The organism is Streptomyces sp. OfavH-34-F (assembly GCF_022347745.1).
Taxonomy (GTDB): Bacteria; Actinomycetota; Actinomycetes; order Streptomycetales; family Streptomycetaceae; genus Streptomyces.
On record NZ_JAKRGC010000014.1, the window covers coordinates 25318 to 50826 of the forward strand.

Here is a 25509-nt window from a genome sequence, read left to right on the forward strand (position 1 = left end):
TCATGCGAGAACCGGCTGAGGAGCCTTGCGAAGAGTCACCGAGAAGGGAGTGTTTATCGTCAGGCAGACGACTATGATCACGGCATGCCGCCCTACGACCCGTCGACCTTTCCACCGTTCGCCGTCACCGTCGACCTCGTCGTGCTCACGGTGCGACGGCACGCCCTCTGTGCCCTGGTGGTCCGCCGGGGTGAGCCCCCCTTCCAGGGCAGGTGGGCGCTGCCCGGCGGCTTCGTCAAAGCCGACGAGGACCTCGGGGCCGCGGCTGCGCGGGAACTCGTTGAGGAGACCGGCCTGTGCGCGCAGGACCCGGCCGCCCCCGCCGTCGGCAACGGCGCGCACCTGGAGCAGCTCGCCACGTACGGCGATCCGGCACGTGACCCGAGAATGAGGGTGGTCAGCGTCGCCCATCTCGCGCTGGCCCCCGATCTGCCGGCCCCGCGGGCTGGTGGTGACGCGAACAGCGCGCGATGGGCGCCTGTGGAGGACCTACTGGGCCCGGAGGGCGGCTACGGCCCGGACGGGGAGCACCAGGCGCCGCTGGCCTTCGACCACGCCCGGATCCTCGCCGACGGAGTCGAGCGGGCGCGTTCCAAGATCGAGTACTCGTCGCTGGCCACGGCTTTCTGCCCGCCCGCCTTCACGGTCGGCGAGCTGCGTCGGGTGTACGAGGCGGTGTGGGGCGTGGTGCTCGATCCGAGGAACTTCCACCGCAAGGTGACGGGCACTCCGGGCTTCCTGGTGCCCACCGGTGGGACGACGACGCGGCAGGGGGGACGTCCCGCGCAGCTGTTCCGGTCGGGGACGGCGACGGTGCTCAACCCGCCGATGCTGAGGCCCGAGGTCTAGGGCCGGCCTGGAGTCCCTGATCGGGGGCATAAGCGGCCGGGGCGGAACGGCGCGGAGCGGTCTGGAGCGGCGCGGCAGGACTCGGAGCCGTGAACACGACGCGTACCAGCCTGCGTAAAAAGTCCTATATGTCGAGTTATCGTACTGCGGTACTCACTCGCCGCCGGGCGGTTCCGTTGTCGCCGTCCCATGTCCCGCGAGAGAAGCGATGCTCCAGGCCATCGGACTCACCAGCGACCGCCCCCGCGAAAAAGCCCCCACCGTCCACGACCTCACCTTCGACGCGGAGCCGGGCTGCGTCACCGCTCTCCTCGGGGCACCGGGTTCCGGCAAGACCACCGCTCTGCGGTTGATGCTCGAACTCGAGCAGGGGCGAGGCGTCACCTATTTCAGGGGAAGGCCGCTCCATCGGGTGCCGCGTCCGGCCGGCGAGGTGGGAGCGGTCCTCGGCGACGTGCCAGGACACCCGGCGCGCACTGTACGCGGCCAGCTGCGCATGCTCTGCGCCGTGGCGGACGCGCCCGTGTCGAGGGCTGACGAACTGCTCGACGCGGTGGGCCTGGCCGACCTGGCGGACCATCGCATCGGCGCGCTGTCCCTCGGTATGGACCGTCGCCTGGCCCTTGCCTGTGCCCTCCTCGGCGACCCCCACACCCTGCTCCTGGACGACCCCGCGCAAGGGCTCGGCCCGAGGGATGCCGACTGGTTGCGCCGGATGATGCGATCCCACGCCGACCGGGGTGGAACCGTCCTGTTCACCACCAGCGATCCGCGCGAGGCCGCGCGCACGGCAGGGCATGTGGTCACCATCGCCGATGGGCGCCTGGTCGCCGACCAGGACGGTGCGGCCTTCGCCAGGACCCGTATGCGGCCACGCGTGGCTGTCCGTTCCCCCCACGCCATCCGTCTCGCCACCCTCCTCAGCAGGGAAGCGCGCGCCGCCAGGCGGCCCGTCGAAGTCGTCACCGAAGGAGCCGGGCACCGGCTGTCCGTGTACGGCAGCAGTTGCGCGGAGGTCGGCGACGTCGCGTTCAGGCACGGACTTCCCGTCCACCAGCTGGCCGACGAGGTGGCCGACCCGGGCCCTTCGGCCGCAGTCGGCGACCTGGTCGCCTCGACGTCCCCCGCCGATTCCGCCGGACGCGTGCCCCGGCCCGCGGCGCACGACGCGCTGCCGCCCATCAGGCGACGGCCGGCGCGGGGCCCGCTGCGTCCCGTGCGCTACGAACTGCGGCGCCTGTTCGGCGTGCGGACCACGACCGTGATCATGGCCGTCGCTCTGGTCGCTTCCGTGGGCCTGTCCGTGATGTTGGCCCGTGACGGCCGTATCCCACCCGCGCGTGTGGTCGCGGCCTGGCCCTCGTGGCTGCCGCTTCCGCCCGCCGCCCTCGGGGTCGGGCTGCTCGGAGCGCTCTCCTTCGGCGACGAGTTCCGCTACCCCGCACTCGCAGCCGGCCGGGGAACGGTGCCCCGCAGGCTCGGTCTGCTCGCCGCCAAGCTGGCGGTGACCGGAGGTGTGGGCCTTCTTCTGGGGTTGCTCGTCGTACTGGCCTCCGCGGAAACCGTGCGCCTCGTATATGGAGGAGACGTACTCCACGCCCCCGCGGACCTGCCATCCCTCGCGGTGAGCTGGGCGGGCCTGACCGTCGGCTGCGCCTGGGCAGGACTGCTGGGGGCGGGCGTCTTCAGGGTGACGGCCGCAGGCGTGGCCACCCTGCTCTCCGTACCGGTGGTGCTGGTGCCGATCATCGAGCGCCTGCCGAAGGCTTCGGCCACTCGTTCGATCGCCGGGCTTCCCGGACGGTTGCAGGAACTTGCCTGGCTCCAGTGGCCGGGGGAGGCGGACAGGTGGCTGCTGGCCGCGGTCCGGATCGTGACGCAACCAGTGGGTGCCGCTCTGGCCCTGTCGCTGTCCGGTCTCATCTGCGCGTTTCTCTTCACCAGCCTGCGAGGCAGGGTGCGTTGGTGACTTCGGGGCGCAATCGGACAGGTGCGGGGCCTCAGCTCTGACAAGGTGCCCGGTTTATACCAGTAAGGCGTCAATTGAGTGGGCGGAGGCGATCACCCTTTCGTGTGCTTTTCAGCAAAGACCTCAAGGGGTGGCTAGGACCCGCCGACAAAGGATGCGTGAGTACCCTTGCGCACACCATGATGACCACCGCCCGCTCTGCCGATGCCGGCCTCGCCGGCCCGGGCGAACTCGACCGCTACCCCTACCCCGAGACGCAGGCCGGTGAGCGTGCCGCCGCACGCTCCTGGGACGGTTCCGATGCCGAACTCGGCCGGGTGGGCCGACGGGGGTCGGCCAGTCGTGGCCGTGGACTCCACGGCCAGCTTGTTCAGCAATTGGGACAGATGATCGTCTCCGGGGATCTCGGCGCGGACCGTCCGCTGGTTCCGGAGGAGATCGGCCAGCGTTTCGAGGTTTCCAGGACCGTCGTGCGGGAATCGCTTCGCGTGCTGGAGGCGAAGGGGCTGGTCAGTGCCCGCCCCAATGTCGGTACGCGCGTGCGGCCTGTCAGTGACTGGAATCTCCTCGATCCCGACATCATCGAATGGCGCGCCTTCGGCCCGCAGCGCGACGACCAGCGCCGCGAACTGGGTGACCTCAGGTGGACGATCGAGCCACTCGCCGCTCGTCTTGCCGCAGGACATGGGCGCGAGGACCTTCAGCAGCGCCTCGCCGACATGGTCGAGATCATGGGGCACGCCCTGGGCCAGGGCGACATGATCACGTGTGCCCGTGCGGACGCCGAGTTCCACTCCCTGCTCATCCAGGCCGCAGGCAACCGGATGCTGGAGCACCTTTCCGGAATCGTCGCCGCCGCGCTGCAGGTCTCCGGTGGCCCGGCCACCGCGTGCGACCGGCCCAGTGAGACGTCGCTCGCCCTGCACGCGCGCATCGTGGACGCGCTCGCATCCGGTGACTCGGCCGGTTCCGAGGCGGCGATGCGTCAGTTGCTCGTGGGCCATCACGAGCCGGAACGGGTGGTACCGGCGCCGCGCGAGCACTGACCTCGCGCGGTCGGGGTGTACGCGCCACCTGCCGCCGGGTCCGTGCGATCCGGCGGCACAGGGGCGGAGAGATGTCGCCTTGGTCGTGTTCATCGCAAATGGGGTGTGACTCGGGCCACGCGGATCGGACGTAACACTCCTCGAAACAGCGCGATGACTTAAGAGGTGACCGCCGCAGAAGGAATACAGCAGTCGTTCAGGGCGCTGTGCAGTTCTGAGGCATAGCCCGCGCCGTCGTGCATTCCCCGCCCGGCGGTCGTCGGTTCCAGCCCTCACCGGGCCGGGCCGGAAGCCGTTTCCATCGTTCCGAGAGGTTGTTCGTGTCGGCCAGCACATCCCGTACGCTCCCGCCGGAGATCGCCGAGTCCGAATCTGTGATGGCGCTCATTGAGCGGGGAAAGGCTGATGGGCAGATCGCCGGCGACGACGTGCGTCGGGCCTTCGAGGCTGACCAGATTCCGCCAACCCAGTGGAAGAACGTTCTGCGCAGCCTCAACCAGATCCTCGAGGAAGAGGGTGTGACGCTGATGGTCAGTGCCGCGGAGCCGTCGAAGCGCGCCCGCAAGAGCGTCGCAGCGAAGAGCCCGGCCAAGCGCACCGCCACCAAGTCCGTCGCGGCCAAGACGACGGTGACGCGGACGGTCGCGGCGCCCGCGGCCCCGTCCGCCGAGCCCGCGGGCCAGGCGGCGGAGGAAGCCCCCGCCGCGGCTCCCGCGAAGAAGGCCGCTGCCAAGAAGACGGCCGCCAAGAAGACCGCCGTGAAGAAGACGGCTGCCAAGAAGACGGCCTCCAAGAAGGCCGGCAAGCAGGACGAGGAGATTCTCGACGGCGACGACGTCGTCGAGGAGGTCAAGGCCGGCAAGGGCGAGGAAGAGGAGGGCGAGGGCGAGAACAAGGGCTTCGTCCTCTCCGACGACGACGAGGACGACGCGCCCGCGCAGCAGGTCGCCGTCGCCGGCGCCACGGCCGACCCCGTCAAGGACTACCTGAAGCAGATCGGCAAGGTCCCGCTCCTCAACGCGGAGCAGGAGGTCGAACTCGCCAAGCGCATCGAGGCGGGCCTGTTCGCCGAGGACAAGCTGGCGAACTCCGACAAGCTCGCCCCCAAGCTCAAGCGCGAGCTGGAGATCATCGCCGAGGACGGCCGCCGGGCCAAGAACCACCTGCTGGAGGCCAACCTCCGCCTCGTGGTCTCGCTGGCCAAGCGCTACACCGGCCGCGGCATGCTCTTCCTGGACCTGATCCAGGAGGGCAACCTCGGTCTGATCCGCGCCGTGGAGAAGTTCGACTACACCAAGGGCTACAAGTTCTCCACGTACGCCACGTGGTGGATTCGCCAGGCGATCACCCGCGCCATGGCCGACCAGGCCCGCACCATCCGCATCCCGGTGCACATGGTCGAGGTCATCAACAAGCTCGCGCGCGTCCAGCGCCAGATGCTCCAGGACCTGGGCCGCGAGCCCACCCCGGAGGAATTGGCCAAGGAACTCGACATGACCCCCGAGAAGGTCATCGAGGTCCAGAAGTACGGTCGCGAGCCGATCTCCCTCCACACCCCGCTGGGCGAGGACGGAGACAGCGAGTTCGGTGACCTGATCGAGGACTCCGAAGCGGTCGTCCCGGCCGACGCCGTGAGCTTCACGCTCCTCCAGGAGCAGCTGCACTCGGTTCTGGACACCCTGTCCGAGCGCGAGGCCGGTGTCGTCTCGATGCGCTTCGGTCTCACCGACGGCCAGCCGAAGACCCTGGACGAGATCGGCAAGGTCTACGGCGTGACGCGCGAGCGCATCCGTCAGATCGAGTCCAAGACCATGTCGAAGCTGCGTCACCCGTCGCGTTCGCAGGTCCTGCGGGACTACCTCGACTAGGCCGCGACCGGCCCGACACGGAGCGAGGGCCCGGCCCCCACGGGGGAGCCGGGCCCTCGCTCTGCTCGCTTCGAAGACTGCGAAGGTGCGGATCGGCGCCAGCGGAATGACTCTGGGTAGGCATGGTCCATCACAGAGTCAGGAGTACGCATGTCCCGCACCGTCGTCCGTGCCATGACCGGGGCGCTCGCCCTTGCCGCCGCATCGGCCGTGATACCGCTCGCCTCCGCCGCTCCGGCCGTCCCCGACGGCATCATCATCGGGGGGCAGCCCGCTCATGTCGCGGACAGCCCGTGGGTGGTCGCGCTGTCCAGCCGTGACCGGTTCGGTGGTACCCGGGCCGGACAGTTCTGCGGCGGCGTCGTGGTGGAGCCCAAGAAGGTGCTCACGGCGGCGCACTGTCTCAGCCGGGAGGCACTGGGGACCGATGCCGACCAGGTGGGCGATCTGCGGGTCATCTCCGGCCGGGACGAGCTGAACGGTACCGGAGGCAAGGAGATCCCGGTGAGCGGGACCTGGGTCAACCCCTCATTCGACGCCACCACCAACAGCGGGGACCTCGCCGTGCTCACGCTGTCCCAAGCGCTGCCCGAGAGCGACGCGATCCCCATGGCGGAGGCCGGCGACCCGGCGTACCGGGCGGGTACCTCCGCGACCGTCTACGGCTGGGGCGACACCACGGGATACGGCGACTACGCGTCGTCACTCAGGTCCGCAGAGGTGAGCATTCTGCCCGACAGTTCGTGCGAGCAGGCCTACCCGGGCGGCAGGACCGGTACGTACGACGCGTCGTCGATGCTCTGCGCGGGTGAGCCCCAGGGGGGCTACGACGCATGCCAGGGGGACAGCGGAGGGCCCCTGGTGGCCCAGGGGAAGCTCGTGGGCCTGGTGTCGTGGGGGAACGGCTGTGGGGTCGCGGGGAGCCCCGGCGTCTACACGCGGATCTCCGCGGCCCTCGGCTGGCTGCCGGACGCAGGCTGAACCGCACAGCGCTCCACAGGTACGAGAACGGGCGGCATCCCTCCGCAGGGAAGCCGCCCGTCGGCCGGTCCGGGACCGGCCCCTGGCTCGTCGGGGATGCGAGGTGTCAGTGTTCCTCTTCGGCGGCTTGGGCCTGCACGGCCGTCAGTCGGTCCGTCTCATCCTGTATTTCCGCGGCGATCTTCTTGAGTTCCGGCTCGAACTTGCGACCGTGGTGGGCGCAGAAGAGCAGTTCACCGCCACTGATGAGGACGACGCGCAGGTAGGCCTGGGCGCCGCAACGGTCACAGCGGTCTGCTGCGGTCAGCGGGCTCGCGGGGGTCAGAACAGTAGTCACGTCGCCTCTTCTCTAGCTCGACGAGCTGTCGTACCAGGGTCAACATCCAACCAGGCCGAAAACGTTCCCGCTCGTGGCTTTTCTTTGAAACTTCTTCTCGGTATGGCTGTCTGTTGCCGGTTCGCGGCGAATGTGCCGTATTGCGTGGCGCTACGGTTTCGCGTTGCTTGGCTTGGTCAGTCCGGGCCGGCTGGCTTGCCGGTTGTTCATGAGGACGTGCCCGGAGCCTAAATGGTTCATGCCTCGAAGGGAACGTGATGTGCACGTCACCTCGTGGGAGGATCGAACACCCATGCGAGTCTGGTTTAGTCTGAGGCTTCTTCGAGGGTGGCGTTTCACCCGCTCTACCAGGCATCGGTACCCTCACAGCGGCAACCGAAGCCGAGCCAGTGACCCACTGGGCCCCAAAAGAAATTCAGCGAGGAGCGAACCGCGTGACCGCCGATACGTCCGTGCCGTCCACTGCGCTGCTGACCGGAGCAGACCGAGACGGTTCCAACTACACCGCGCGGCACCTGCTCGTACTCGAGGGGCTCGAAGCGGTCCGCAAGCGCCCCGGCATGTACATCGGGTCCACCGACAGCCGCGGCCTGATGCACTGCCTCTGGGAGATCATCGACAACTCCGTCGACGAGGCCCTCGGCGGCTATTGCGACCACATCGAGGTCGTCCTCCACGACGACAACTCCGTGGAGGTCCGTGACAACGGCCGGGGCATCCCGATCGACGTCGAACCCAAGACGGGCCTCTCCGGCGTCGAGGTCGTGATGACCAAGCTGCACGCCGGTGGCAAGTTCGGAGGCGGTTCCTACGCCGCCTCCGGTGGTCTGCACGGCGTGGGCGCCTCCGTGGTCAACGCGCTCTCCGCCCGGCTCGACGTCGAGGTCGACCGCAACAGCGCGACCCACTCGATCAGCTTCCGCCGCGGTGTACCGGGGATCTTCACCGAGCAGGGCCCGGACAGCCCGTTCGACCCCGCCAACGGGCTCCGCAAGGGCAAGCGCGTACCGAAGACCCGCACCGGAACCAGGGTGCGCTACTGGGCCGACCGGCAGATCTTCCTGAAGGATGCCAAGCTCAGCCTGGAAACGCTCCACCAGCGCGCTCGCCAGACCGCCTTCCTCGTCCCCGGCCTGACCATCGTCGTACGCGACGAGCGGGGACTGGACGGCGCGGGCAAGACCGAGGAGACGTTCCGCTTCGACGGGGGCATCAGCGAGTTCTGCGAGTACCTCGCGCAGGACAAGGCCGTCTGCGACGTCCTGCGCCTGTCCGGGCAGGGCACGTTCAAGGAGACGGTGCCGGTCCTGGACGACCGCGGCCACATGACGCCCACCGAGGTGACGCGCGAACTCGGCGTGGACATCGCGCTCCGCTGGGGCACCGGCTACGAGACGAACGTGAAGTCCTTCGTCAACATCATCGCCACACCCAAGGGCGGCACCCATGTGAGCGGCTTCGAACGCTCCGTGACCAAGACCGTCAACGAGGTCCTGCGTTCCGCGAAGCTGCTGCGCGTGGCCGAGGACGACATCGTCAAGGACGACGCGCTGGAAGGTCTCACGGCGGTCGTGACCGTACGCCTGGCGGAGCCGCAGTTCGAGGGCCAGACGAAGGAGGTGCTCGGCACCTCGGCGGCCAACCGGATCGTCGCCAACGTCGTGGCCAAGGAACTGAAGGCGTTCCTGACCTCCACGAAGCGGGACGCGAAGGCCCAGGCCAGGGCCGTCCTCGACAAGGCGGTGGCGGCCGCCCGCACCCGGATCGCGGCCCGCCAGCACAAGGAAGCCCAGCGTCGAAAGACGGCGCTGGAGTCGTCCTCGCTGCCGGCGAAGCTCGCCGACTGCCGCAGCGACGATGTGGAGCGCAGCGAGCTGTTCATCGTCGAGGGCGACTCGGCGCTGGGTACGGCGAAGCTCGCCCGCAACAGCGAGTTCCAGGCCCTGCTGCCGATCCGCGGCAAGATCCTCAACGTTCAGAAGGCGTCGGTTTCCGACATGCTGAAGAACGCCGAGTGCGGTGCGATCATCCAGGTCATAGGAGCGGGCTCCGGACGGACCTTCGACATCGACGCCGCGCGCTACGGGAAGATCGTTCTGCTGGTCGACGCCGACGTCGACGGTGCGCACATCCGCATCCTGCTGCTCACGCTCTTCCAGCGGTACATGCGGCCGATGGTCGAGGCAGGCCGCGTGTTCGCCGCCGTGCCCCCGCTGCACCGTATCGAGCTGGTCCAGCCCAAGAAGGGCCAGGACAAGTACATCTACACCTACTCGGACAACGAGCTGCGCCAGCGCCTGCTGGAGCTCCAGCGCAAGAACATCCGCTACAAGGACTCGATCCAGCGCTACAAGGGTCTGGGCGAGATGGACGCCGACCAGCTCGCGGAGACCACGATGGACCCGCGTCACCGCACGCTGCGGCGGATCAACATCGGCGACCTCGAGTCGTCCGAGAAGGTCTTCGATCTGCTGATGGGCAACGAGGTGGCGCCTCGCAAGGAGTTCATCACCAGCTCGGCGGCCACGCTGGACCGCTCGCGCATCGACGTCTGAGCACCGGCTCCGGGGTCGTCTCCACCCGTGGGTGGAGACGACATCTCCACCCATGATCAACCCTGGAGCCGATCTGCCGAGCAGGGTCCTTCCGTAGCTTCGGAGATGCAGCACTTCTCGCATCTCGGAGGCAGCCATGTCCGGGCTCGACAACGCCCTGGTGATCATCGCGGTCATCGCTCTCGTCGTGGTCCGCCACTTATCGGCGGAGCGCGTCTCGGGCGACCGTCGCTGGTGGGCCCCGCCCGCAGTGCTGCTCTTCATGGCGCTGCGGGAGCCCGAACTGGTCGATCCGGACCACGAGATAGCCTCGGTCGCCCTTCTGTGCGCCGAACTGTTGGTCGGGCTGGCCACGGGCGCGGGATGGGCCTGGACGATGCGCCTCTGGCGTGCCGAGGACGGCTCCGTGTGGAGCAGGGGCACCAAGGCCACCGTCCTGGTCTGGATCGCCGGCCTGGGCCTGCGGGCGGCCCTGTACGGGACCGCGGTCCTGCTTGACGTGGACCAGGGCACCCCCACCCTGATGGCGGCTCTCGCGGCGACTCTGCTGGTGCGGACGGGGCTGCTGGCGCGCCGGGCCGCAGCGATACCCGCGCCGTGTCGGGAGCCCGCCGTCGGCGTCGCGCTGCGGCCGGAGTGGAAGGACCGCCTGTGACAGCCGTGACCTGGACGAGTTGGCCCCTGCGTGAGGCGCTCGCTCGGGACACCACCCGAAGCAGGGCGCGGGGCGTGATCGCCTGGAGCGTACGGGCCGGCCTGCTGACGCTGATGCTGTGGGGGACGTTCACCGGAGGGCTGTTCGGGCCCTGGGAGATCGCCGTCGGTCTGGTCGGGGTGCTCGTGTGCGCACTGGTCGCGGTGGCCTTCTTCCGGACCACGATCGACCACCGGCTGTGGCCATCGCTGGGCCTGCTCGGGGCGCTGATGCTCGCCGCGCTCGGGGCGGAACAGACGGGGGCGACCGTGCCCGCAGTGGTCCTCTGGTGCGGCTGCGCGGTCACCTCCTTGGAGCGGTTGCCCCTGGCGGCGGGAGTCCCGGCCGCAGCGGTGGCGCTCGGCGGTTACGCGCTGGCGGACACTGACGACTGGGCGACCACGGCGGTGACTGCGGCGGGACTGTGCCTCGCCGGGTACGTGCTCCGCCTGGATGCCGAGGCCCGCGGCAGCGCGCAACGGCTGCTCACGCAGGAACGGGCGGCCCGAGCGGTGGAGGCGGAGCGGGCCGCGCTGGACGAGCGGTCCCGCATCGCGCGGGAGATCCACGATGTGCTGGCACACAGCCTCTCCGCGCAACTGGTCCACCTGGAGGCGGCAAGGCTGTTGATCGAACGGGAGCCGGCGGGCGAGTTCCGGGACCAGGTGCTGCAACGGGTGGTCGCGGCCCGGTCCATGGCCCGGGAAGGGCTCTCCGAGACCCGTCAGGCCCTCTCCGCGCTGCGGGGCGAGGTGTCACCCGTGGAGGACTTCCTGAGGCAGTTGGTGACGGCCGAGCCGTTTGAGGTCCGGGTGGAGGGAGAGCGGCGCCCGCTGACCGCGCACGCCTCGCAGGCGGTCCGGCGGGTCGCGCAGGAGGCGCTCACCAACGCCCGCAAGCACGCGACCGGTGCCAGGGTGCTGATACGGCTGGAGTACCGGCCCGACGAAGTCGTGCTGGAGGTCAAGGACTCGGGTGGGCGGGGTCCGCGAGGGGAGTTGGCGGCCAGCGGCTCCGGATACGGTCTGCTCGGGATGCGGGAGCGCGCCGAACTGCTGGGCGGCACGCTGGACGTCGGTCCGGACGAGGAGGGGTTCGTGGTGAGTCTGCGGGTGCCCGCGTGACGGCGCGGGTGGTGGTGGCCGACGATCAGGCGGTGGTGCGGGAAGGCATCGTCATGCTGCTCGGCCTGCTGCCCGGCATCGAGGTGGTCGGATCGGCGAAGGACGGGGAGGAAGCGGTCGCGCAGGTGGCCGAGCACGCGCCGGACGTGGTGCTGATGGATCTGCGGATGCCCCGCTGCGACGGAGTGGAGGCGACCCGGCGCATCCGCGAGCGGTTCCCCGGCACGCAGGTCGTGGTGCTGACGACGTTCGAGGACGACGACTCCCTGTTTCCCGCGCTCAGGGCAGGAGCGCGGGGGTATCTCACCAAGGACGCCGGGGGAGACGAGATCGTGCGGGCCGTGGAGGCCGTGCTCTCGGGGGAGGTGGGGCTCTCGCCGACCGTGCAGCGCCGGCTCCTGGAGCAGGTCACCGCAGGCCCTCTACAGGCCGCGGGCGGTGCCCCGGAGCCGCCGGACGGGATGACTCCCCGGGAGGCCGAGGTGCTGAGCCTGATCGCCGAGGGCATGTCCAACGCGGACATCGCCCGCACCCTCCACATCTCGCAGGCCACGGTGAAGAGCCACATCAACAACCTCTTCGCCAAGGCCGGGCTCCGCGACCGGGCTCAGGCGGTGCGTTACGCGTACATGCGCGGCCTGGTACGTCCGCCCGGGAGAACGTTCACCTGAAGAGGTGAAGTCCGGCGGATGATGCGCCTGCGATCTTCCCGTTCTGCCCATTCTTGGATAAGCGGCCGAAGTGGCCTGTTGACAAGGGGAGTTGTGCGGTGAAGAAGGAAGCAGGGCGCGAACCCGCAGCGGTGCGGCTCGACGACCCCTGGGACGACACACCGCCCTCCCGAGGGGAGGGGCCGGACGGCGCGGACGGTTCCACGGCCGCCGCGGTGCCCGGGCAGGCCGCCCCGTACAACGCCCACAGCGCGGCGGACGTCCGGGCGGCGGACATCTATCTGGAGGTGCAGCGCAGCGAGGCGTTCCAGGTGGTGCGCCGTCGCTACCGGCGCTTCGTCGTCCCCGCCACCGCCGCCTTCCTCGTCTGGTACCTCGCCTATGTCGTCACGGCGGTCACCGCGTCCGACCTGATGGCACGGCCGGTGGCCGGGGCTGTCAATGTGGCCATGGTCGTGGGGGTCGGCCAGTTCCTGACGACGTTCCTGCTCACCGGTGCCTACGCACGGCACGCGCGGCTCCGCAGGGACCGAGCGGCGCTCGATCTGCGCTGGGAGACCCAGGAGATGACTCGGGGGGCCGTGCGTTGAGCGGCGACCACCAGACCCTGGCGCTGCTGCTGTTCAGCGCCTTCATCGCGGTCACCTTGGGCATCACGACCTGGGTGAGCCGCAACCGACAGGGTTCGGCAGAGGAGTTCTACGCCGGCGGCCGGCTGTTCTCGCCGATGGAGAACGGATTCGCCATCGCCGGGGACTACATGTCCGCCGCGTCGTTCCTGGGCATCTCCGGCCTGATCGCCCTCTTCGGCTACGACGGCATGCTCTACTCCGTCGGCTTTCTGGTGGCCTGGCTCGTCGTCCTGCTGCTCGTCGCGGAACTCGTGCGCAACTGCGGCCGGTTCACGCTGGCCGACGTGGTCGCGGCGCGGATGGCGGAGCGCCCGGTCCGCATCGCGGCGGGCGCCTCCTCCGTCACCGTGTCCGTGCTGTACCTGGTCGCGCAGATGGTCGGCGCGGGCAGTCTGGTCGCGTTGCTCCTCGGCGGGACCAGCGGGGCCGCCCGGTCCTGGACCGTCGTCGGTGTCGGGGCGCTGATGGTGGTGTACGTGTCGCTCGGCGGGATGCGGGCCACCACCTGGATCCAGATCGTCAAGGCCGTGCTGCTGATGGCGGGCACCGTGGCCCTCACCGTTCTCGTCCTGGTCCGCTTCCACGGAGACTTCAACGAGTTGCTCACGTCCGCCGCCGACCGCAGCGGGTACGGCAAGGACTTCCTCTCGCCCGGTCTCCGGTACGGCGGAAGCTGGACGGCGCGCGTCGACTTCATCAGCCTCGGCCTCGCCCTGGTGCTGGGCACGGCCGGGTTGCCGCACATCCTGTCCCGCTTCTACACCGTGCCCACGGCCCGGGCGGCGCGCCGGTCCGTCGTCTGGTCCATTGGCCTCATCGGGAGCTTCTACCTGATGACGATCGTGCTCGGGTTCGGGGCGGCCGCGCTGGTCGGTTCGTCCGCCGTGCGGGAGTCCAATCCCGCCGGGAACACGGCCGTTCCGCTGCTGGCCATGGTGCTGGGCGGGGGCGAGGGCTCGACCGGGGGAACGTTCCTCTTCGCCGTGGTCGCCGCCGTCGCCTTCGCGACCATCCTGGCCGTCGTCGCGGGGATCACCCTCGCCTCGTCCGCCTCCGTCGCCCACGACCTCTACGCCTCACTCAAGCGGCCCGGTGGCAGACAGCGCAGCGAGGTGGCGGTGGCCCGCGTGGCGGCGGCCGGTATCGGCGTCGCCGCCATCGGGCTGGGCCTGCTCGCCCAGGACCTCAATGTGGCGTTCCTGGTGGGCCTGGCCTTCGCCGTTGCGGCGTCGGCCAATCTCCCAGTCCTGCTCTACTCACTGTTCTGGCGGAATTTCACCACGCGCGGCGCGGTGTGGTCGGTCTACGGCGGGCTGATCCCGGCCGTGCTGCTCGTGGTGCTCTCGCCGGTCGTCTCCGGCAGCCCTCAGGCGCTGTTCCCCGGGGTCGACTTCCAGGTCTTCCCGTTGGAGAACCCGGGTCTGGTCTCCATCCCGCTCGGCTTCCTGGCCGGCTGGATCGGGACCGTCACCGCGGACGAACCGCCGGATGTCGCCAAGCACGCGGAGATCGAGGTGCGCGCCATGACCGGGGCCGGTGCCGTCTGAGCCCGTCGCGTCGTTACGGCGTCGGTAGCGGCTGGGGCGGCCGGGGGCCGGTGTAGTGCCCGCTGGGGCGCATGCGCAGAGGGCTCTCCCCGTACTCCTCCAGTGCGTGCGCGATCCAGCCCGCCGTACGGGCGATGGCGAAGACCGTTTCTCCCGCCTCCGCCGGCATGCCCGAGGAGACCGAGAGCACGGCGAGTGCCAGGTCCACGTTGGCGTGCAGGGTCGTGTCGCGTGCCACCGTGGCGACCACCTCCCGCGCGGCGCTCAGGGCCGGACCGGCCTGCGGGACGTGTGCGAGCAGGTCGAACAGGGCGCGGGCGCGGGGGTCCTCGCCGGTGTAGAGCCGGTGTCCGAGCCCCGGAACCGGGCGGCCGGCCCGCAGGTGGTCGGCCACCACGGGTGCGGCGCCGCCCCGTTGCAGAACCTCGGCCAGCATCCGGTGGGCGAGCCCGCTCGCCGCGCCGTGCAGGGGGCCCTCCAGGACGCCGAGCCCCGCCGACACCACGGCGTACGGGTGGGCGCGGGCCGAGGCGGCGACTCTCGCGGCCAGCGTGGAAGCGGCGAGATCGTGGTCGATCAGCAGCGCGAGTGCGGTGTCCAGGACGGTGAGTGAGGGCTCATCAGGTCGGCGGGCGGTGAGTTTCGGCCACAGTTGACCGGCGAGGCCGCCGAGCGCGCCGGCCTCACTCACCGCACCCGCTCCACCTGCAGCCTCCGTCCCACCCAGCCCGCCCGCCCCCGGCAACGCCTCGACCAGTGTGGGGATCAGGCTTCGCGCGCCCGCCAGCACCGCGTCGCGCGACAGGTCGAAGCGCAGGGGGTCCGTGGCCGCGGCCGCGACCACCGCCACCCGCAGCCGGTCCGTGGAACCGCAGTGCGCCGGCAGCGCGCCGACCGCCCGCCGGGCCGCCGCCACCGCCTGCGCGGGCGCCGCGAAACGGATGCCCGGGACCAGCGCGCCCGTCCACAGCCACTCCGCGACCTCCTCGTACGTATGGCGCGCCGCAAGCTCCGTCGCGTCCACGCCCCGGAAGTAGTAGCGGTCGCCGTCGATGAGGGTGATGCCGGTACGCACGGCCGGATCACCCGAGGCCGGGGAAGCCTCCCTGCGCCCCGTGCGCCGGGCCAGGGCCTCGACCTCCGCCGCGTCGAAGGTGCTGCCGCGTCCGCCCGGAATGCGGCTGCTGCTCAGCTGGCCCCGGCTGACGTACGCGTACACCGTCTCCGGCTTCACGCCCAGGCGCTCGGCCGTCTCGCGCGTGGTGAGCCGCAGCCCGTCCCGTCCGTCCGCCTCTGCTCGATCCTTCATGCCGCCACCGTATCCATCTGCCGTCGCTGTATCGACAGGTTCATATTGATTCAATCAATATTGACAGTTTCCCAGTCATGCATGGACAGTCGAATCAATATCAAGGGGTCATCGACCTGTCCAGGAGGAAGCAATGACGACCATGACCGGTGGCACACCGCTCGACGTTCCCCGAGGTCTCGCGGGCGTCGTCGTGACCGATACGGCCCTGGGGGACGTCCGGGGACGCGAGGGCTTCTACCACTACCGGCAGTACTCGGCGGTCGAGCTGGCGCAGAGCCGCAGCTTCGAGGACGTCTGGTACCTCATGACCGAGGGCGGGCTGCCCGGCCCGGCCGCCCGGGCCGACTTCGCCGCCCGCACCGCCGCGCTGCGCGTACTGCCCGACGCGGTGCGTGAGGCCCTGCCCGCCATCGCGCGGGCGAGCGCGGTGTCGGGACCGCTGTCCGGGCTGCGTACCGCGCTCTCCCTGCTCGGTGCCTCGGCGGGCTTCCGGCCGGTGTACGACATCGACGCCGGGCGGCGCCGGGACGACGCCCTGGCCGTCTGCGCGGCCGTCCCCACCGTGCTGACCGCCCTGTACCGCCTCGGCCGGGGACTCGACCCCGTCGAACCGCGCACCGACCTCCCGCACGCGGCGAACTACCTCTACATGCTCACCGGCAGTGAGCCGGACGAGACACGGGCCAGGGCCGTCGAGCGGTATCTGATCTCCACCGTGGACCACGGCTTCAACGCCTCGACGTTCACCGGGCGGGTCGTCGCCTCGACCGGCGCGGACGTCGCCGCCTGCCTCGTCGCGGCCGTCGGAGCGCTCTCCGGCCCCCTGCACGGCGGCGCTCCCAGCCGCGCCCTCGACACGCTCGACGCGATCGGCACCCCGGACCGGATCGACGGATGGATTCGCGAACGCGTCCTCGCCGGTGACCGGATCATGGGCTTCGGCCACCCCGTGTACCGCACCGAGGACCCCCGTTCACGCATGCTGCGGTCCATCGCCCAGGACTTCGGCGGCCCCCTCGTGGACTTCGCCGTCGAGGTGGAACGCCAGGTCGAGGCGATCCTCGCCGAGCTGAAACCGGGGCGCGAACTGCACACCAACGTGGAGTTCTACGCCGGAGTGGTCATGGAGCTGTGCGGGCTGCCGCGCGAGATGTTCACGCCGACGTTCTGCGCGGCGCGGGTCGTGGGCTGGAGCGCCAATATCCTGGAACAGGCGGAGGACTCGAAGATCATCCGCCCGGCTGCGCGCTACGTCGGCCCGCCCCCGCCGCAGCCCGTCCCGGCAGTCTGACCCCGCAGGAAGGCCCCCGTTGACCACGCCGCCCCCCAGCCCCCGTATTCCGGTCATCGTCCTCGCGGGCTTCCTCGGTTCGGGCAAGACGACCCTGCTCAACCACCTCCTGCTGCACCGCGCCGGCAACCGGATCGGCGTGATCGTCAACGACTTCGGGGCCATCGAGATCGACGCCATGACCGTCTCCGGGCAGGTCGGGTCCACGGTGTCCCTGGGCGGCGGCTGCCTGTGCTGCGCGGTCGACGTCAGCGAACTCGACGGCTATCTGGAGACGCTCACCCGGCCCTCCGCCCGGCTCGACGTGATCGTCATCGAGGCGAGCGGCCTCGCGGAGCCGCAGGAGCTGGTCCGGATGATCCTCGCCAGCGACAACCCGCACATCGTGTACGGGGGACTGGTCGAGGTAGTCGACGCCGCCGAGTTCGAGGCGACCCGTGAGCGCCATCCGGAGATCGACCGCCATCTCGCGGTGGCCGATCTCGTCGTGCTCAACAAGACCGACCGGGCCGGGGACGAGGAGTGTGCCCGCGTCCGGCAGGCCGTCACGGCGGCCGGCAGCGGGGCGGCGGTCGTGCCCGCCACGTACGGACGCATCGACCCGGAGCTGCTGTTCGACCCGGCGCTGTGGCCGGACCACGAGGAGAAGGCGCGCCAGCTCACCTTCGAGGACCTCTATCTGGAGCAGCGCGCCCAGGAGGAGGGCGACGGTCACGGGAGTCATCTGCACACTGCGTACGAGAGCCTCGACTTCGACTCCGACGTGCCCATGGAGCCCCGCCGGCTGATGCGGTTCCTGGACTCGCGGCCGGAGGGGCTGTACCGCATCAAGGGGTACGTCGACTTCGGCGCGGGCGACCCCGACCACGCCTACGGGGTGCACGCGGTGGGCAGGTTCCTCCGGTTCACCCCCAGGCCCTGGACGCGCGGCGAACCCCGGCGCACCCAGCTCGTCCTGATCGGTTCCGGCATCGACGTACCGGTCCTGCGCAAGGAACTGGAGGCATGCCGCATCCCGGCCGGGCCGGACACGACACCGGACACGAAGCCGGGAACGGACGCGACGGAGCAGGACGCCGCACATGAGCGGGCCATGTGGGGCGTCCTGCGGTACGTGCACCAGCCCGGCGGCGACGACGCGTAACGCGCGACCGCCGCCGGGAGATCCGGCCCTACGCGGGGCCGGCGATCACCGCGACCGGGTTCGGCAGCGGCGTCCCCGAACCGTCGCGCCGCGGGTCCGGCTCGGGCAGCGACGACGGAGCGCCGTTCTTCTGCGCCGCCCTGGCCGGCATCCCGCCCGCCCAGGCGAACACCAGCACGTCCTCACCCTTGAGGAACCGCTGGCAGCGCACCCCACCGGTGGCCCGGCCCTTGCGCGGGTACTGGTCGAACGGGGTGAGCTTGCAGGTCAGAACCGAGTCGTCCAGCGTGCCGTGCGAACCGGCGACCGTGAACACCGCGGCGTCCGCCGCCGGGTCCACCGCCGAGAACGCCAGCACCCGCGCCCCCGCGCCCAGCTTGACGCCCGCCATACCGCCCGCCGGACGGCCCTGCGGGCGCACCTGGGCAGCCGGGTAGCGCAGCAGCTGCGCGTCCGAGGTGATGAAGACCAGGTCCTCCTCGCCCGTCCGCAGCTCCACCGCCCCGACGATCCGGTCGCCGTCCTTGAGGGTGATGACCTCCAGCTCGTCCTTGTTGGCCGGGTAGTCGGGCACCACACGCTTGACGACGCCCTGGAGGGTGCCGAGGGCGAGACCGGGTGACGCCTCGTCGAGCGTGGTGAGGCAGACGACGTCCTCGTCCGCCTCCAGCGTCAGGAACTCCCCGACCGTCGCCCCGCCGGACAGGTTGGGTGCCGCGTGCGTGTCCGGGAGCTGGGGGAGGTCGATCACCGACAGTCGCAGCAGCCGGCCGCTCGACGTCACCACCCCGACGTCACCGCGCGCCGTCGCCGGCACCGCCGAGACGATCACATCGTGCTTGGAGCGCTTTGCGCCCCCGGCGACGACGATCGGCTCGTCGTTCGCCGTACGCGCCAGCAGGCCGGTCGAGGACAGCAGCACCCGGCACGGGTCGTCCGCGACCTCCAGCGGCACCGAGGCGACCTGCGAACCGGCCGACTCCAGCAGCACCGTGCGCCGGGCGGTGCCGAACTTCTTCGCGACCGCGGCCAGTTCCGAGGAGACCAGCTTGCGCAGCTCGGTGTCCGACTCCAGGATCTTCGTCAGCTCGGCGATCTCGGCGTCCAGCCGGTCCCGCTCGCTCTCCAGCTCGATCCGGTCGAACCGGGTCAGCCGCCGCAGCGGCGTGTCGAGGATGTACTGCGTCTGGACCTCGCTCAGAGAGAAGCGCTCCATGAGCCGCTCCTTCGCCTGCGCCGAGTTGTCGCTGGAGCGGATCAGACGGATGACCTCGTCGATGTCGACCAGCGCGACGAGCAGGCCCTCGACCAGATGCAGCCGGTTGCGGCGCTTGGTCCGGCGGAACTCGCTGCGCCGGCGCACCACGTCGAAGCGGTGGTCGAGATAGACCTCCAGAAGCTCCTTGAGGCCCAGGGTGAGCGGCTGCCCGTCGACCAGCGCCACGTTGTTGATGCCGAAGGACTCCTCCATCGGCGTCAGCTTGTAGAGCTGCTCCAGCACCGCCTCCGGCACGAAGCCGTTCTTGATCTCGATGACCAGGCGCAGGCCGTGCGCGCGGTCCGTGAGGTCCTTGACGTCGGCGATGCCCTGGAGCTTCTTCGCCGAGACCAGGTCCTTGATCTTGGAGATGACCTTCTCGGGGCCCACCGTGAAGGGCAGTTCGGTGACGACGAGGCCCTTGCGGCGCGGCGTGACGTTCTCCACGGTGGCCGTGGCGCGGATCTTGAACGAGCCGCGGCCCTTGGCGTAGGCGTCCTTGATGCCGGCCAGGCCCACGATCCGCCCGCCGGTCGGCAGGTCGGGGCCGGGGACGTACCGCATCAGGGTCTCCAGGTCGGCGCCCGGATGCTTGATGAGGTGCCGGGCCGCCGCGACGACCTCGCCCAGGTTGTGCGGCGGCATGTTGGTGGCCATGCCGACCGCGATCCCGGTCGTGCCGTTGACCAGGAGGTTGGGGTAGGCGGCCGGGAGGACGATCGGCTCCCGTTCCTGGCCGTCGTAGTTCGCCTGGAAGTCGACCGTCTCCTCGTCGATGGACTCCGTCATCAGCGAGGTCGCGTCGGCCATCCGGCACTCGGTGTACCGCATGGCGGCCGGCGGGTCGTCGTTGCCCAGGGAACCGAAGTTGCCGTGCCCGTCGACGAGGGGGAGGCGCATGGAGAACGGCTGGGCCATCCGCACCAGCGCGTCGTAGATCGACGCGTCGCCGTGGGGATGCAGCTTGCCCATGACCTCGCCGACGACGCGGGCGCACTTGACGAAGCCGCGGTCCGGACGCAGGCCCATCTCGTTCATCTGGTACACGATGCGGCGGTGCACCGGCTTCATGCCGTCGCGGGCGTCCGGCAGGGCACGGGAGTAGATCACCGAGTACGCGTACTCGAGGAAGGAGCCCTGCATTTCGTCGACGACGTCGATGTCGAGGATCCTCTCCTCGAAGTCGACCGGCGGCGGGGTCTTCGTGCTGCGGCGGGCCATCGCTGCTGCGACTCCTTCACGGATGTCGTGCGGGCAACCTCTCAGGTCCCCTGAAGGTTCTGACGCGCTCCATTGTGGACCGCCGCACTGACAACCCCGACCTCGACCCGTCCCAAACGCCCGTCGCCATCCGTCCCGAGGCGGCGGAAGACCCCCTTCCGGGGAATTTCGCGCGAACCTCCGCCATCCGGGAACTTCGGCAGCCGTCGGTTCGCTTGCATACAGTGGCTGTGTCTCGAAGCAACCTTTCGAAGCAGCTTCCCGCAGCGGCTTCTTCATATGGACATCCAGTAGCGCGATCGAAGGGACCTACATGCCCATGGGTCACACGGCCACAGCCCAGGCCGGCTCCGGCGGCTTGACAGCGACCGAGCACCGTCTGGCCAACGGCCTGCGCGTGGTGCTCTCCGAGGACCATCTGACCCCGGTCGCGGCGGTGTGCCTCTGGTACGACGTCGGCTCGCGCCACGAGGTCAAGGGCCGTACGGGCCTGGCCCACCTCTTCGAGCACCTGATGTTCCAGGGCTCCGGCCAGGTCAAGGGGAACGGACACTTCGAGCTGGTGCAGGGCGCCGGCGGCTCGCTCAACGGCACCACCAGCTTCGAGCGCACCAACTACTTCGAGACCATGCCCACGCACCAGCTGGAGCTGGCCCTGTGGCTCGAGGCCGACCGGATGGGCTCGCTGCTCGCCGCGCTCGACGAGGAGTCCATGGAGAACCAGCGCGACGTCGTCAAGAACGAGCGCCGCCAGCGCTACGACAACGTCCCGTACGGCACCGCGTTCGAGCGGCTGACCGCCCTGGCCTACCCCGAGCCCCACCCGTACCACCACACCCCGATCGGCTCGATGGCCGACCTGGACGCGGCGACCCTGGAGGACGCCCGCGCCTTCTTCCGTACGTACTACGCGCCGAACAACGCGGTGCTGTCGGTCGTCGGGGACATCGACCCCGAGCAGACCCTCGCCTGGATCGAGAAGTACTTCGGCTCCATCCCCTCGCACGACGGCAAGCAGCCGCCGCGCGACGGCTCGCTGCCCCCGGTCATGGGCGGCCAGGTCCGCGAGGAGATCCGCGAGGAGGTCCCGGCCCGCGCCCTGATGGCCGCCTACCGGCTGCCCCACGACGGCACCCGCGAGTGCGACGCGGCGGACCTCGCCCTGACCGTGCTCGGCGGCGGCGAGTCCTCCCGGCTGCACAACCGCCTGGTCCGCCGCGACCGTACGGCGGTGGCCGCCGGATTCGGGCTGCTCCGGCTCGCCGGCGCGCCCTCCCTGGGCTGGCTGGACGTCAAGGCGTCCGGCGGCGTGGAGATCGCCCGGATCGAGGCCGCCGTCGACGAGGAGCTGGCCCGGTTCGCCGAGGAGGGCCCCTCGCCCGAGGAGATGGAGCGCGCCCAGGCGCAGTTGGAGCGCGAATGGCTGGACCGGCTCGGCACGGTCGCGGGCCGCGCCGACGAACTCTGCCGGTACGCCGTGCTGTTCGGTGACCCGCAGCTCGCGCTGACGGCCGTCGACCGGGTTCTCGACGTCACTGCCGAGGAGGTCAAGGCGGCCGCGCAGGCCCAGCTGCGGCCGGACAACAGGGCCGTCCTGGTCTACGAACCGGTCGAGCCCGCCGCAGAGGCGGAGGCCGCTACCGACACCGACGCGCACGAAGGGGCGGACCAGTGACCGACGCTGCCGCGACTGAAGTTTCGATGCAGTACCACCCCCAGCCGACCGCCGGTACGGCCCGGCCCTGGGCCTTCCCCGCGCCCGAGCGTGGCTCCCTGCCCAACGGCATCACGGTGCTGCGCTGCCACCGCCCCGGCCAGCAGGTCGTCGCCGTCGAGATCTCCATCGACGCCCCCCTGGAGGCCGAGCCCGAGGGCCTGGACGGCGTGGCCACGATCATGTCCCGCGCCCTGTCCGAGGGCACCGACAAGCAGAGCGCCGAGGAGTTCGCCGCCGAGCTGGAGCGGTGCGGCGCCACCCTCGACGCCCACGCCGACCACCCCGGCATCCGGGTCTCCCTGGAGGTCCCGGCCTCCCGGCTAGCCAAGGCCCTCGGCCTGGTCGCCGAGGCGCTGCGGGCGCCCGCCTTCACCGACAGCGAGATCGAGCGGCTGGTCCGCAACCGGCTGGACGAGATCCCGCACGAGCAGGCCAACCCGGCCCGCCGCGCCGCCAAGCAGCTCTCCAAGGAGCTGTTCCCGGCCACGGCCCGCATCTCGCGCCCCCGCCTCGGCACCCAGGAGACCCTGGAGCGGATCGACGCCGCGGCCGTGCGCGCCTTCTACGACGCGCACATCCGCCCGTCCGCCGCGACCGCCGTCGTCGTCGGCGACCTGACCGGCATCGACCTGGACGCGCTGCTCGCCGAGACCATCGGCGACTGGACCGGCACCCCCGCCACGCCCCGCCCGGTCCCGCCGATCACGGCCGACGACACGGGCCGGGTGGTCATCGTGGACCGCCCCGGCGCGGTGCAGACGCAGCTGCTGATCGGCCGCATCGGCGCCGACCGCCACGAGAGCGTGTGGCCGGCCCAGGTCCTCGGCACCTACTGCCTCGGTGGCACGCTCACCTCCCGGCTCGACCGGGTGCTGCGCGAGGAGAAGGGCTACACCTACGGGGTGCGGGCCTTCGCCCAGGTGCTCCGCTCCGGCGCGCCCGACCCCGTCACCGGTTCGACGGGCGCCGCGATGCTCGCGATCAGCGGTTCGGTGGACACCGAGTCCACGGGTCCGGCGCTGGAGGACCTGTGGAAGGTCCTGCGGACGCTGGCCGCCGAGGGCCTGACGGACGCCGAGCGCGAGACGGCCGTGCAGAACCTCGTGGGGGTCGCCCCGCTGAAGTTCGAGACGGCGGCCTCCGTCGCGAGCACCCTCGCCGACCAGGTGGAGCAGCACCTTCCGGACGACTACCAGGCGACGCTGTACGCCCGCCTCGCCGAGACCGGCACGGTGGAGGCCACCGCGGCGGTCGTCAGCGCCTTCCCGGTGGACCGGCTGGTCACGGTCCTCGTCGGTGACGCCTCGCGCATCGAGGAGCCGGTCCGCGCCCTCGGGATCGGCGAGGTGTCGGTCGTCACCGGCTGACCGCTTGCCGCGCCCGGCCGAACGGGCGAGGAGACGGACGAGGAACGGAGAGGCCCCGGCGCGCTGTCGCGCCGGGGCTCTCGGCGCAGCGATGATCCCGCGCATCGCCGTGCCCTATTCGCACCTTTTGTCGGTCAATCACGCTGTTTGGGCCTGTGGGATGCGCTACACATCCCCCTGCCCGTTTGGTGGCGTGAAGTCCGGCCGCTTAGCTTCGGTGAGGCTGTCCGCCACCCGTGCACCGCATCCGCGACCGCACCGGACAGCCATCGCCGAGTCCCCGTCAGGCGCGAGCCTGGGGAGCCGGGGACCCACGCAGTCCCTGGGGTGAATCGGACGCCCGCGCCCCCCGTCCGGGGTGCGCCGTCCGTAGGAGACCTTCCTGCTCCGAACCCGTCAGCTAACCCGGTAGGCGAGAAGGAAGGAAAGGATTCGCCACCCCATGGCCTTCACCCGTGCCACCGGGAAGCACCGTGCCCCGAAACGGCTGACGCGTACCGGCGCCAAGGCGCTCGGCGTCGCGACCCTCGCCACCACCGGCGTCATCGGCTCCCTGGCCTCCCCGGCTCTCGCCGCCGACGCGGGCAAGGCCCCCGCGGCCACCGAGACCGGCCTCTCCCAGATCCTCACCATCGAGAACACCCTCGCCGACCGGATCGACGCCCAGGCCGACGTCCAGCAGGAGCAGGCCGACACCGCCGAGAGGGAGGCGGCCGCCGCAGCGGAGGCCAAGAAGGAGGCCGCCGCCAAGAAGAAGGCGGCAGCCCGGAAGGCCGCGGCCAAGGCAGCGGCTGCCAAGGCGAAGGCGGCGGCAGCCAAGAAGGCCGACGCCGCCCGCGACGCCTCCGCGCGCGCCACCCGCTCCACCGCCCGCACCTCCCTCGGCGCGTCCTACCAGCTGCCCGTCGCCGGCTCGTACGTGACCACCGGCTACAAGTCCAGCGGCGCGCTGTGGTCCTCCGGCAGCCACTCCGGCATCGACTTCCACGCCGCGTCCGGCAGCTCCGTCGTCGCCGTGGGCGCCGGCACGGTCGTCGAGGCCGGCTGGGGCGGGGCGTACGGCAACAACGTCGTGCTCCGGATGACGGACGGCACGTACACCCAGTACGGCCACCTCTCCTCCATCGGCGTCTCCGTCGGCCAGAGCGTCGGCGCGGGCCAGCGCATCGGGCTCTCCGGTTCCACCGGGAACTCCACCGGCCCGCACCTCCACTTCGAGGCCCGTACCACCCCGTCCTACGGCTCCGACCTGGACCCGATCGCCTACCTCCGCGCCCACGGCGTCGGAGTCTGAGCGTCCGGCCGTACTTCCCGCGGCGAAGGCCCCGGCACCCCGCCGGGGCCTTCGCCGTACCCGCTCCCCTTCTGTCCTGAACATATTCATGAATTCCGCCCCGGCATCGGAAATGCGGGCGCATTGACATAGAGTCACGGCAGAGATGTCGATCGGCCGCTGTTCGCGGGGATTGAGGCGGAGGTACGGACATGCGTGTTCCGGCGCATTCGGTATGCACGGCAATCCGTGCCGACATCGTTTCCGGTGTCTTCGCACGCGGCAGCCGGCTCACCGAGGAAGTGCTCGCACAGCGTTACGGGGTTTCCCGTGTCCCCGTCCGGGAAGCGCTGCGCACCCTGGAGTCCGAGGGGTTCGTCGTCACCCGCAGACACGCCGGAGCCTGCGTCGCCGAGCCGTCCGACCAGGAGGCAGCCGACCTCCTGGAGGTGCGCATGCTCCTCGAACCCCTGAGCGCCGCCCGCGCTGCCCACCGGCGGACGGAGGCCCACCTCAAGGTGCTGCGCGGCCTGGTCCGGCTCGGCCAGGAACGCGCCAATCAGGGCCAGGGCGAGGACCTGAGGGCCCTGACCGGCTGGTTCCACGAGACGCTGGCACAGGCGTCCGGCAGCCCGGGCCTCATCGCCCTGCTC

At 70.6% G+C, this 25509-nt stretch carries 20 protein-coding genes and 1 riboswitch; of the genes, 17 read left to right on the top strand and 3 right to left on the bottom strand.

All coding sequences use genetic code 11. From position 1 onward, the window contains the following. Positions 1-84 precede the first annotated feature (84 nt). From MHW47_RS04985 to MHW47_RS05005, 5 genes are all read left to right on the top strand, one after another. Complete coding sequence (locus MHW47_RS04985; RefSeq protein ID WP_239221392.1) at positions 85-849, top strand: NUDIX domain-containing protein; 765 nt, start codon at positions 85-87, stop codon at positions 847-849. A gap of 208 nt (positions 850-1057) precedes the next feature. Further along, complete coding sequence (locus MHW47_RS04990; protein ID WP_239221393.1) at positions 1058-2818, top strand: ATP-binding cassette domain-containing protein; 1761 nt, start codon at positions 1058-1060, stop codon at positions 2816-2818. A gap of 179 nt (positions 2819-2997) precedes the next feature. After that, positions 2998-3864, top strand: a complete 867-nt coding sequence (locus MHW47_RS04995; protein ID WP_275448867.1) for a FadR/GntR family transcriptional regulator — start codon at positions 2998-3000, stop codon at positions 3862-3864. Between the two features lie 320 nt (positions 3865-4184). Beyond that, a complete protein-coding gene (locus tag MHW47_RS05000) occupies positions 4185-5732 on the top strand; it encodes an RNA polymerase sigma factor (protein ID WP_239221395.1) in 1548 nt (515 codons plus the stop codon). 150 nt (positions 5733-5882) lie between these two features. Beyond that, entirely contained in the window at positions 5883-6713 is an 831-nt protein-coding gene (locus MHW47_RS05005) for a trypsin-like serine protease (protein ID WP_239221396.1), read from the top strand. 106 nt (positions 6714-6819) lie between these two features. On the opposite strand, the gene MHW47_RS05010 is transcribed toward MHW47_RS05005, so the two are convergent. Next, complete coding sequence (locus tag MHW47_RS05010; RefSeq protein ID WP_018105354.1) at positions 6820-7050, bottom strand: hypothetical protein; 231 nt, start codon at positions 7048-7050, stop codon at positions 6820-6822. Positions 7051-7484: 434 nt separating this feature from the next. Here MHW47_RS05010 and MHW47_RS05015 point away from each other — a divergent pair, with 434 nt between their 5' ends. From MHW47_RS05015 to MHW47_RS05040, 6 genes are all read left to right on the top strand, one after another. After that, a complete protein-coding gene (locus MHW47_RS05015; RefSeq protein ID WP_239221397.1) occupies positions 7485-9605 on the top strand; it encodes a type IIA DNA topoisomerase subunit B in 2121 nt (706 codons plus the stop codon). Positions 9606-9741: 136 nt separating this feature from the next. Then, positions 9742-10260, top strand: a complete 519-nt coding sequence (locus MHW47_RS05020; RefSeq protein ID WP_239221398.1) for a DUF1453 domain-containing protein — start codon at positions 9742-9744, stop codon at positions 10258-10260. Continuing rightward, entirely contained in the window at positions 10257-11423 is a 1167-nt protein-coding gene (locus MHW47_RS05025; protein ID WP_239221399.1) for a sensor histidine kinase, read from the top strand. The genes MHW47_RS05020 and MHW47_RS05025 overlap by 4 nt, the downstream gene beginning before the upstream one ends. Further along, positions 11420-12094: a response regulator transcription factor gene (locus tag MHW47_RS05030; protein ID WP_239221400.1), complete on the top strand. Its 675-nt coding sequence runs from the start codon at positions 11420-11422 to the stop codon at positions 12092-12094. The genes MHW47_RS05025 and MHW47_RS05030 overlap by 4 nt, the downstream gene beginning before the upstream one ends. Before the next feature lie 131 nt (positions 12095-12225). Next, on the top strand, positions 12226-12684 hold the full coding sequence (locus MHW47_RS05035) for a DUF485 domain-containing protein (RefSeq protein ID WP_239221409.1): 459 nt from the start codon (positions 12226-12228) through the stop codon (positions 12682-12684). Then, a complete protein-coding gene (locus MHW47_RS05040) occupies positions 12681-14273 on the top strand; it encodes a cation acetate symporter (RefSeq protein WP_239221401.1) in 1593 nt (530 codons plus the stop codon). The genes MHW47_RS05035 and MHW47_RS05040 overlap by 4 nt, the downstream gene beginning before the upstream one ends. A 13-nt stretch (positions 14274-14286) precedes the next feature. On the opposite strand, the gene MHW47_RS05045 is transcribed toward MHW47_RS05040, so the two are convergent. Further along, positions 14287-15582 (bottom strand): citrate synthase, encoded by a 1296-nt coding sequence (locus MHW47_RS05045; RefSeq protein ID WP_239221402.1) that lies wholly within the window; start codon positions 15580-15582, stop codon positions 14287-14289. 133 nt (positions 15583-15715) lie between these two features. On the opposite strand from MHW47_RS05045, the gene MHW47_RS05050 reads away from it, so the two are divergent. Both MHW47_RS05050 and MHW47_RS05055 read left to right on the top strand, forming a co-directional pair. After that, on the top strand, positions 15716-16876 hold the full coding sequence (locus tag MHW47_RS05050) for a citrate synthase/methylcitrate synthase (RefSeq protein ID WP_239221403.1): 1161 nt from the start codon (positions 15716-15718) through the stop codon (positions 16874-16876). Between the two features lie 19 nt (positions 16877-16895). Then, entirely contained in the window at positions 16896-18020 is a 1125-nt protein-coding gene (locus MHW47_RS05055; protein ID WP_239221404.1) for a GTP-binding protein, read from the top strand. A 28-nt stretch (positions 18021-18048) separates the two neighbouring features. On the opposite strand, the gene MHW47_RS05060 is transcribed toward MHW47_RS05055, so the two are convergent. Continuing rightward, on the bottom strand, positions 18049-20499 hold the full coding sequence (locus MHW47_RS05060) for a DNA topoisomerase (ATP-hydrolyzing) subunit A (protein WP_239221405.1): 2451 nt from the start codon (positions 20497-20499) through the stop codon (positions 18049-18051). 313 nt (positions 20500-20812) lie between these two features. Here MHW47_RS05060 and MHW47_RS05065 point away from each other — a divergent pair, with 313 nt between their 5' ends. The 4 genes from MHW47_RS05065 to MHW47_RS05080 all read left to right on the top strand — a co-directional run. Continuing rightward, complete coding sequence (locus MHW47_RS05065; protein ID WP_239221406.1) at positions 20813-22174, top strand: pitrilysin family protein; 1362 nt, start codon at positions 20813-20815, stop codon at positions 22172-22174. A 26-nt stretch (positions 22175-22200) separates the two neighbouring features. Next, complete coding sequence (locus MHW47_RS05070) at positions 22201-23583, top strand: pitrilysin family protein (RefSeq protein WP_239221410.1); 1383 nt, start codon at positions 22201-22203, stop codon at positions 23581-23583. 260 nt (positions 23584-23843) lie between these two features. Next, positions 23844-24012: riboswitch (cyclic di-AMP (ydaO/yuaA leader) on the top strand. Between the two features lie 13 nt (positions 24013-24025). Continuing rightward, positions 24026-24877, top strand: a complete 852-nt coding sequence (locus tag MHW47_RS05075) for a M23 family metallopeptidase (protein ID WP_239221407.1) — start codon at positions 24026-24028, stop codon at positions 24875-24877. Between the two features lie 191 nt (positions 24878-25068). Continuing rightward, positions 25069-25509, top strand: a 441-nt coding sequence (locus MHW47_RS05080) for a GntR family transcriptional regulator (RefSeq protein ID WP_239221408.1), incomplete at its 3' end; no start/stop codon positions are given.

Coding starts and splice junctions, on each gene's coding strand:
- MHW47_RS04985 (WP_239221392.1), top strand. CDS start 85: ATGCCGCCCTACGACCCGTCGACCTTTCCACCGTTCGCCGTCACCGTC.
- MHW47_RS04990 (WP_239221393.1), top strand. CDS start 1,058: ATGCTCCAGGCCATCGGACTCACCAGCGACCGCCCCCGCGAAAAAGCC.
- MHW47_RS04995 (WP_275448867.1), top strand. CDS start 2,998: ATGATGACCACCGCCCGCTCTGCCGATGCCGGCCTCGCCGGCCCGGGC.
- MHW47_RS05005 (WP_239221396.1), top strand. CDS start 5,883: ATGTCCCGCACCGTCGTCCGTGCCATGACCGGGGCGCTCGCCCTTGCC.
- MHW47_RS05020 (WP_239221398.1), top strand. CDS start 9,742: ATGTCCGGGCTCGACAACGCCCTGGTGATCATCGCGGTCATCGCTCTC.
- MHW47_RS05045 (WP_239221402.1), bottom strand. CDS start 15,582: ATGAAGGATCGAGCAGAGGCGGACGGACGGGACGGGCTGCGGCTCACC.
- MHW47_RS05050 (WP_239221403.1), top strand. CDS start 15,716: ATGACGACCATGACCGGTGGCACACCGCTCGACGTTCCCCGAGGTCTC.
- MHW47_RS05060 (WP_239221405.1), bottom strand. CDS start 20,499: ATGGCCCGCCGCAGCACGAAGACCCCGCCGCCGGTCGACTTCGAGGAG.
- MHW47_RS05065 (WP_239221406.1), top strand. CDS start 20,813: ATGCCCATGGGTCACACGGCCACAGCCCAGGCCGGCTCCGGCGGCTTG.
- MHW47_RS05070 (WP_239221410.1), top strand. CDS start 22,201: ATGCAGTACCACCCCCAGCCGACCGCCGGTACGGCCCGGCCCTGGGCC.
- MHW47_RS05075 (WP_239221407.1), top strand. CDS start 24,026: ATGGCCTTCACCCGTGCCACCGGGAAGCACCGTGCCCCGAAACGGCTG.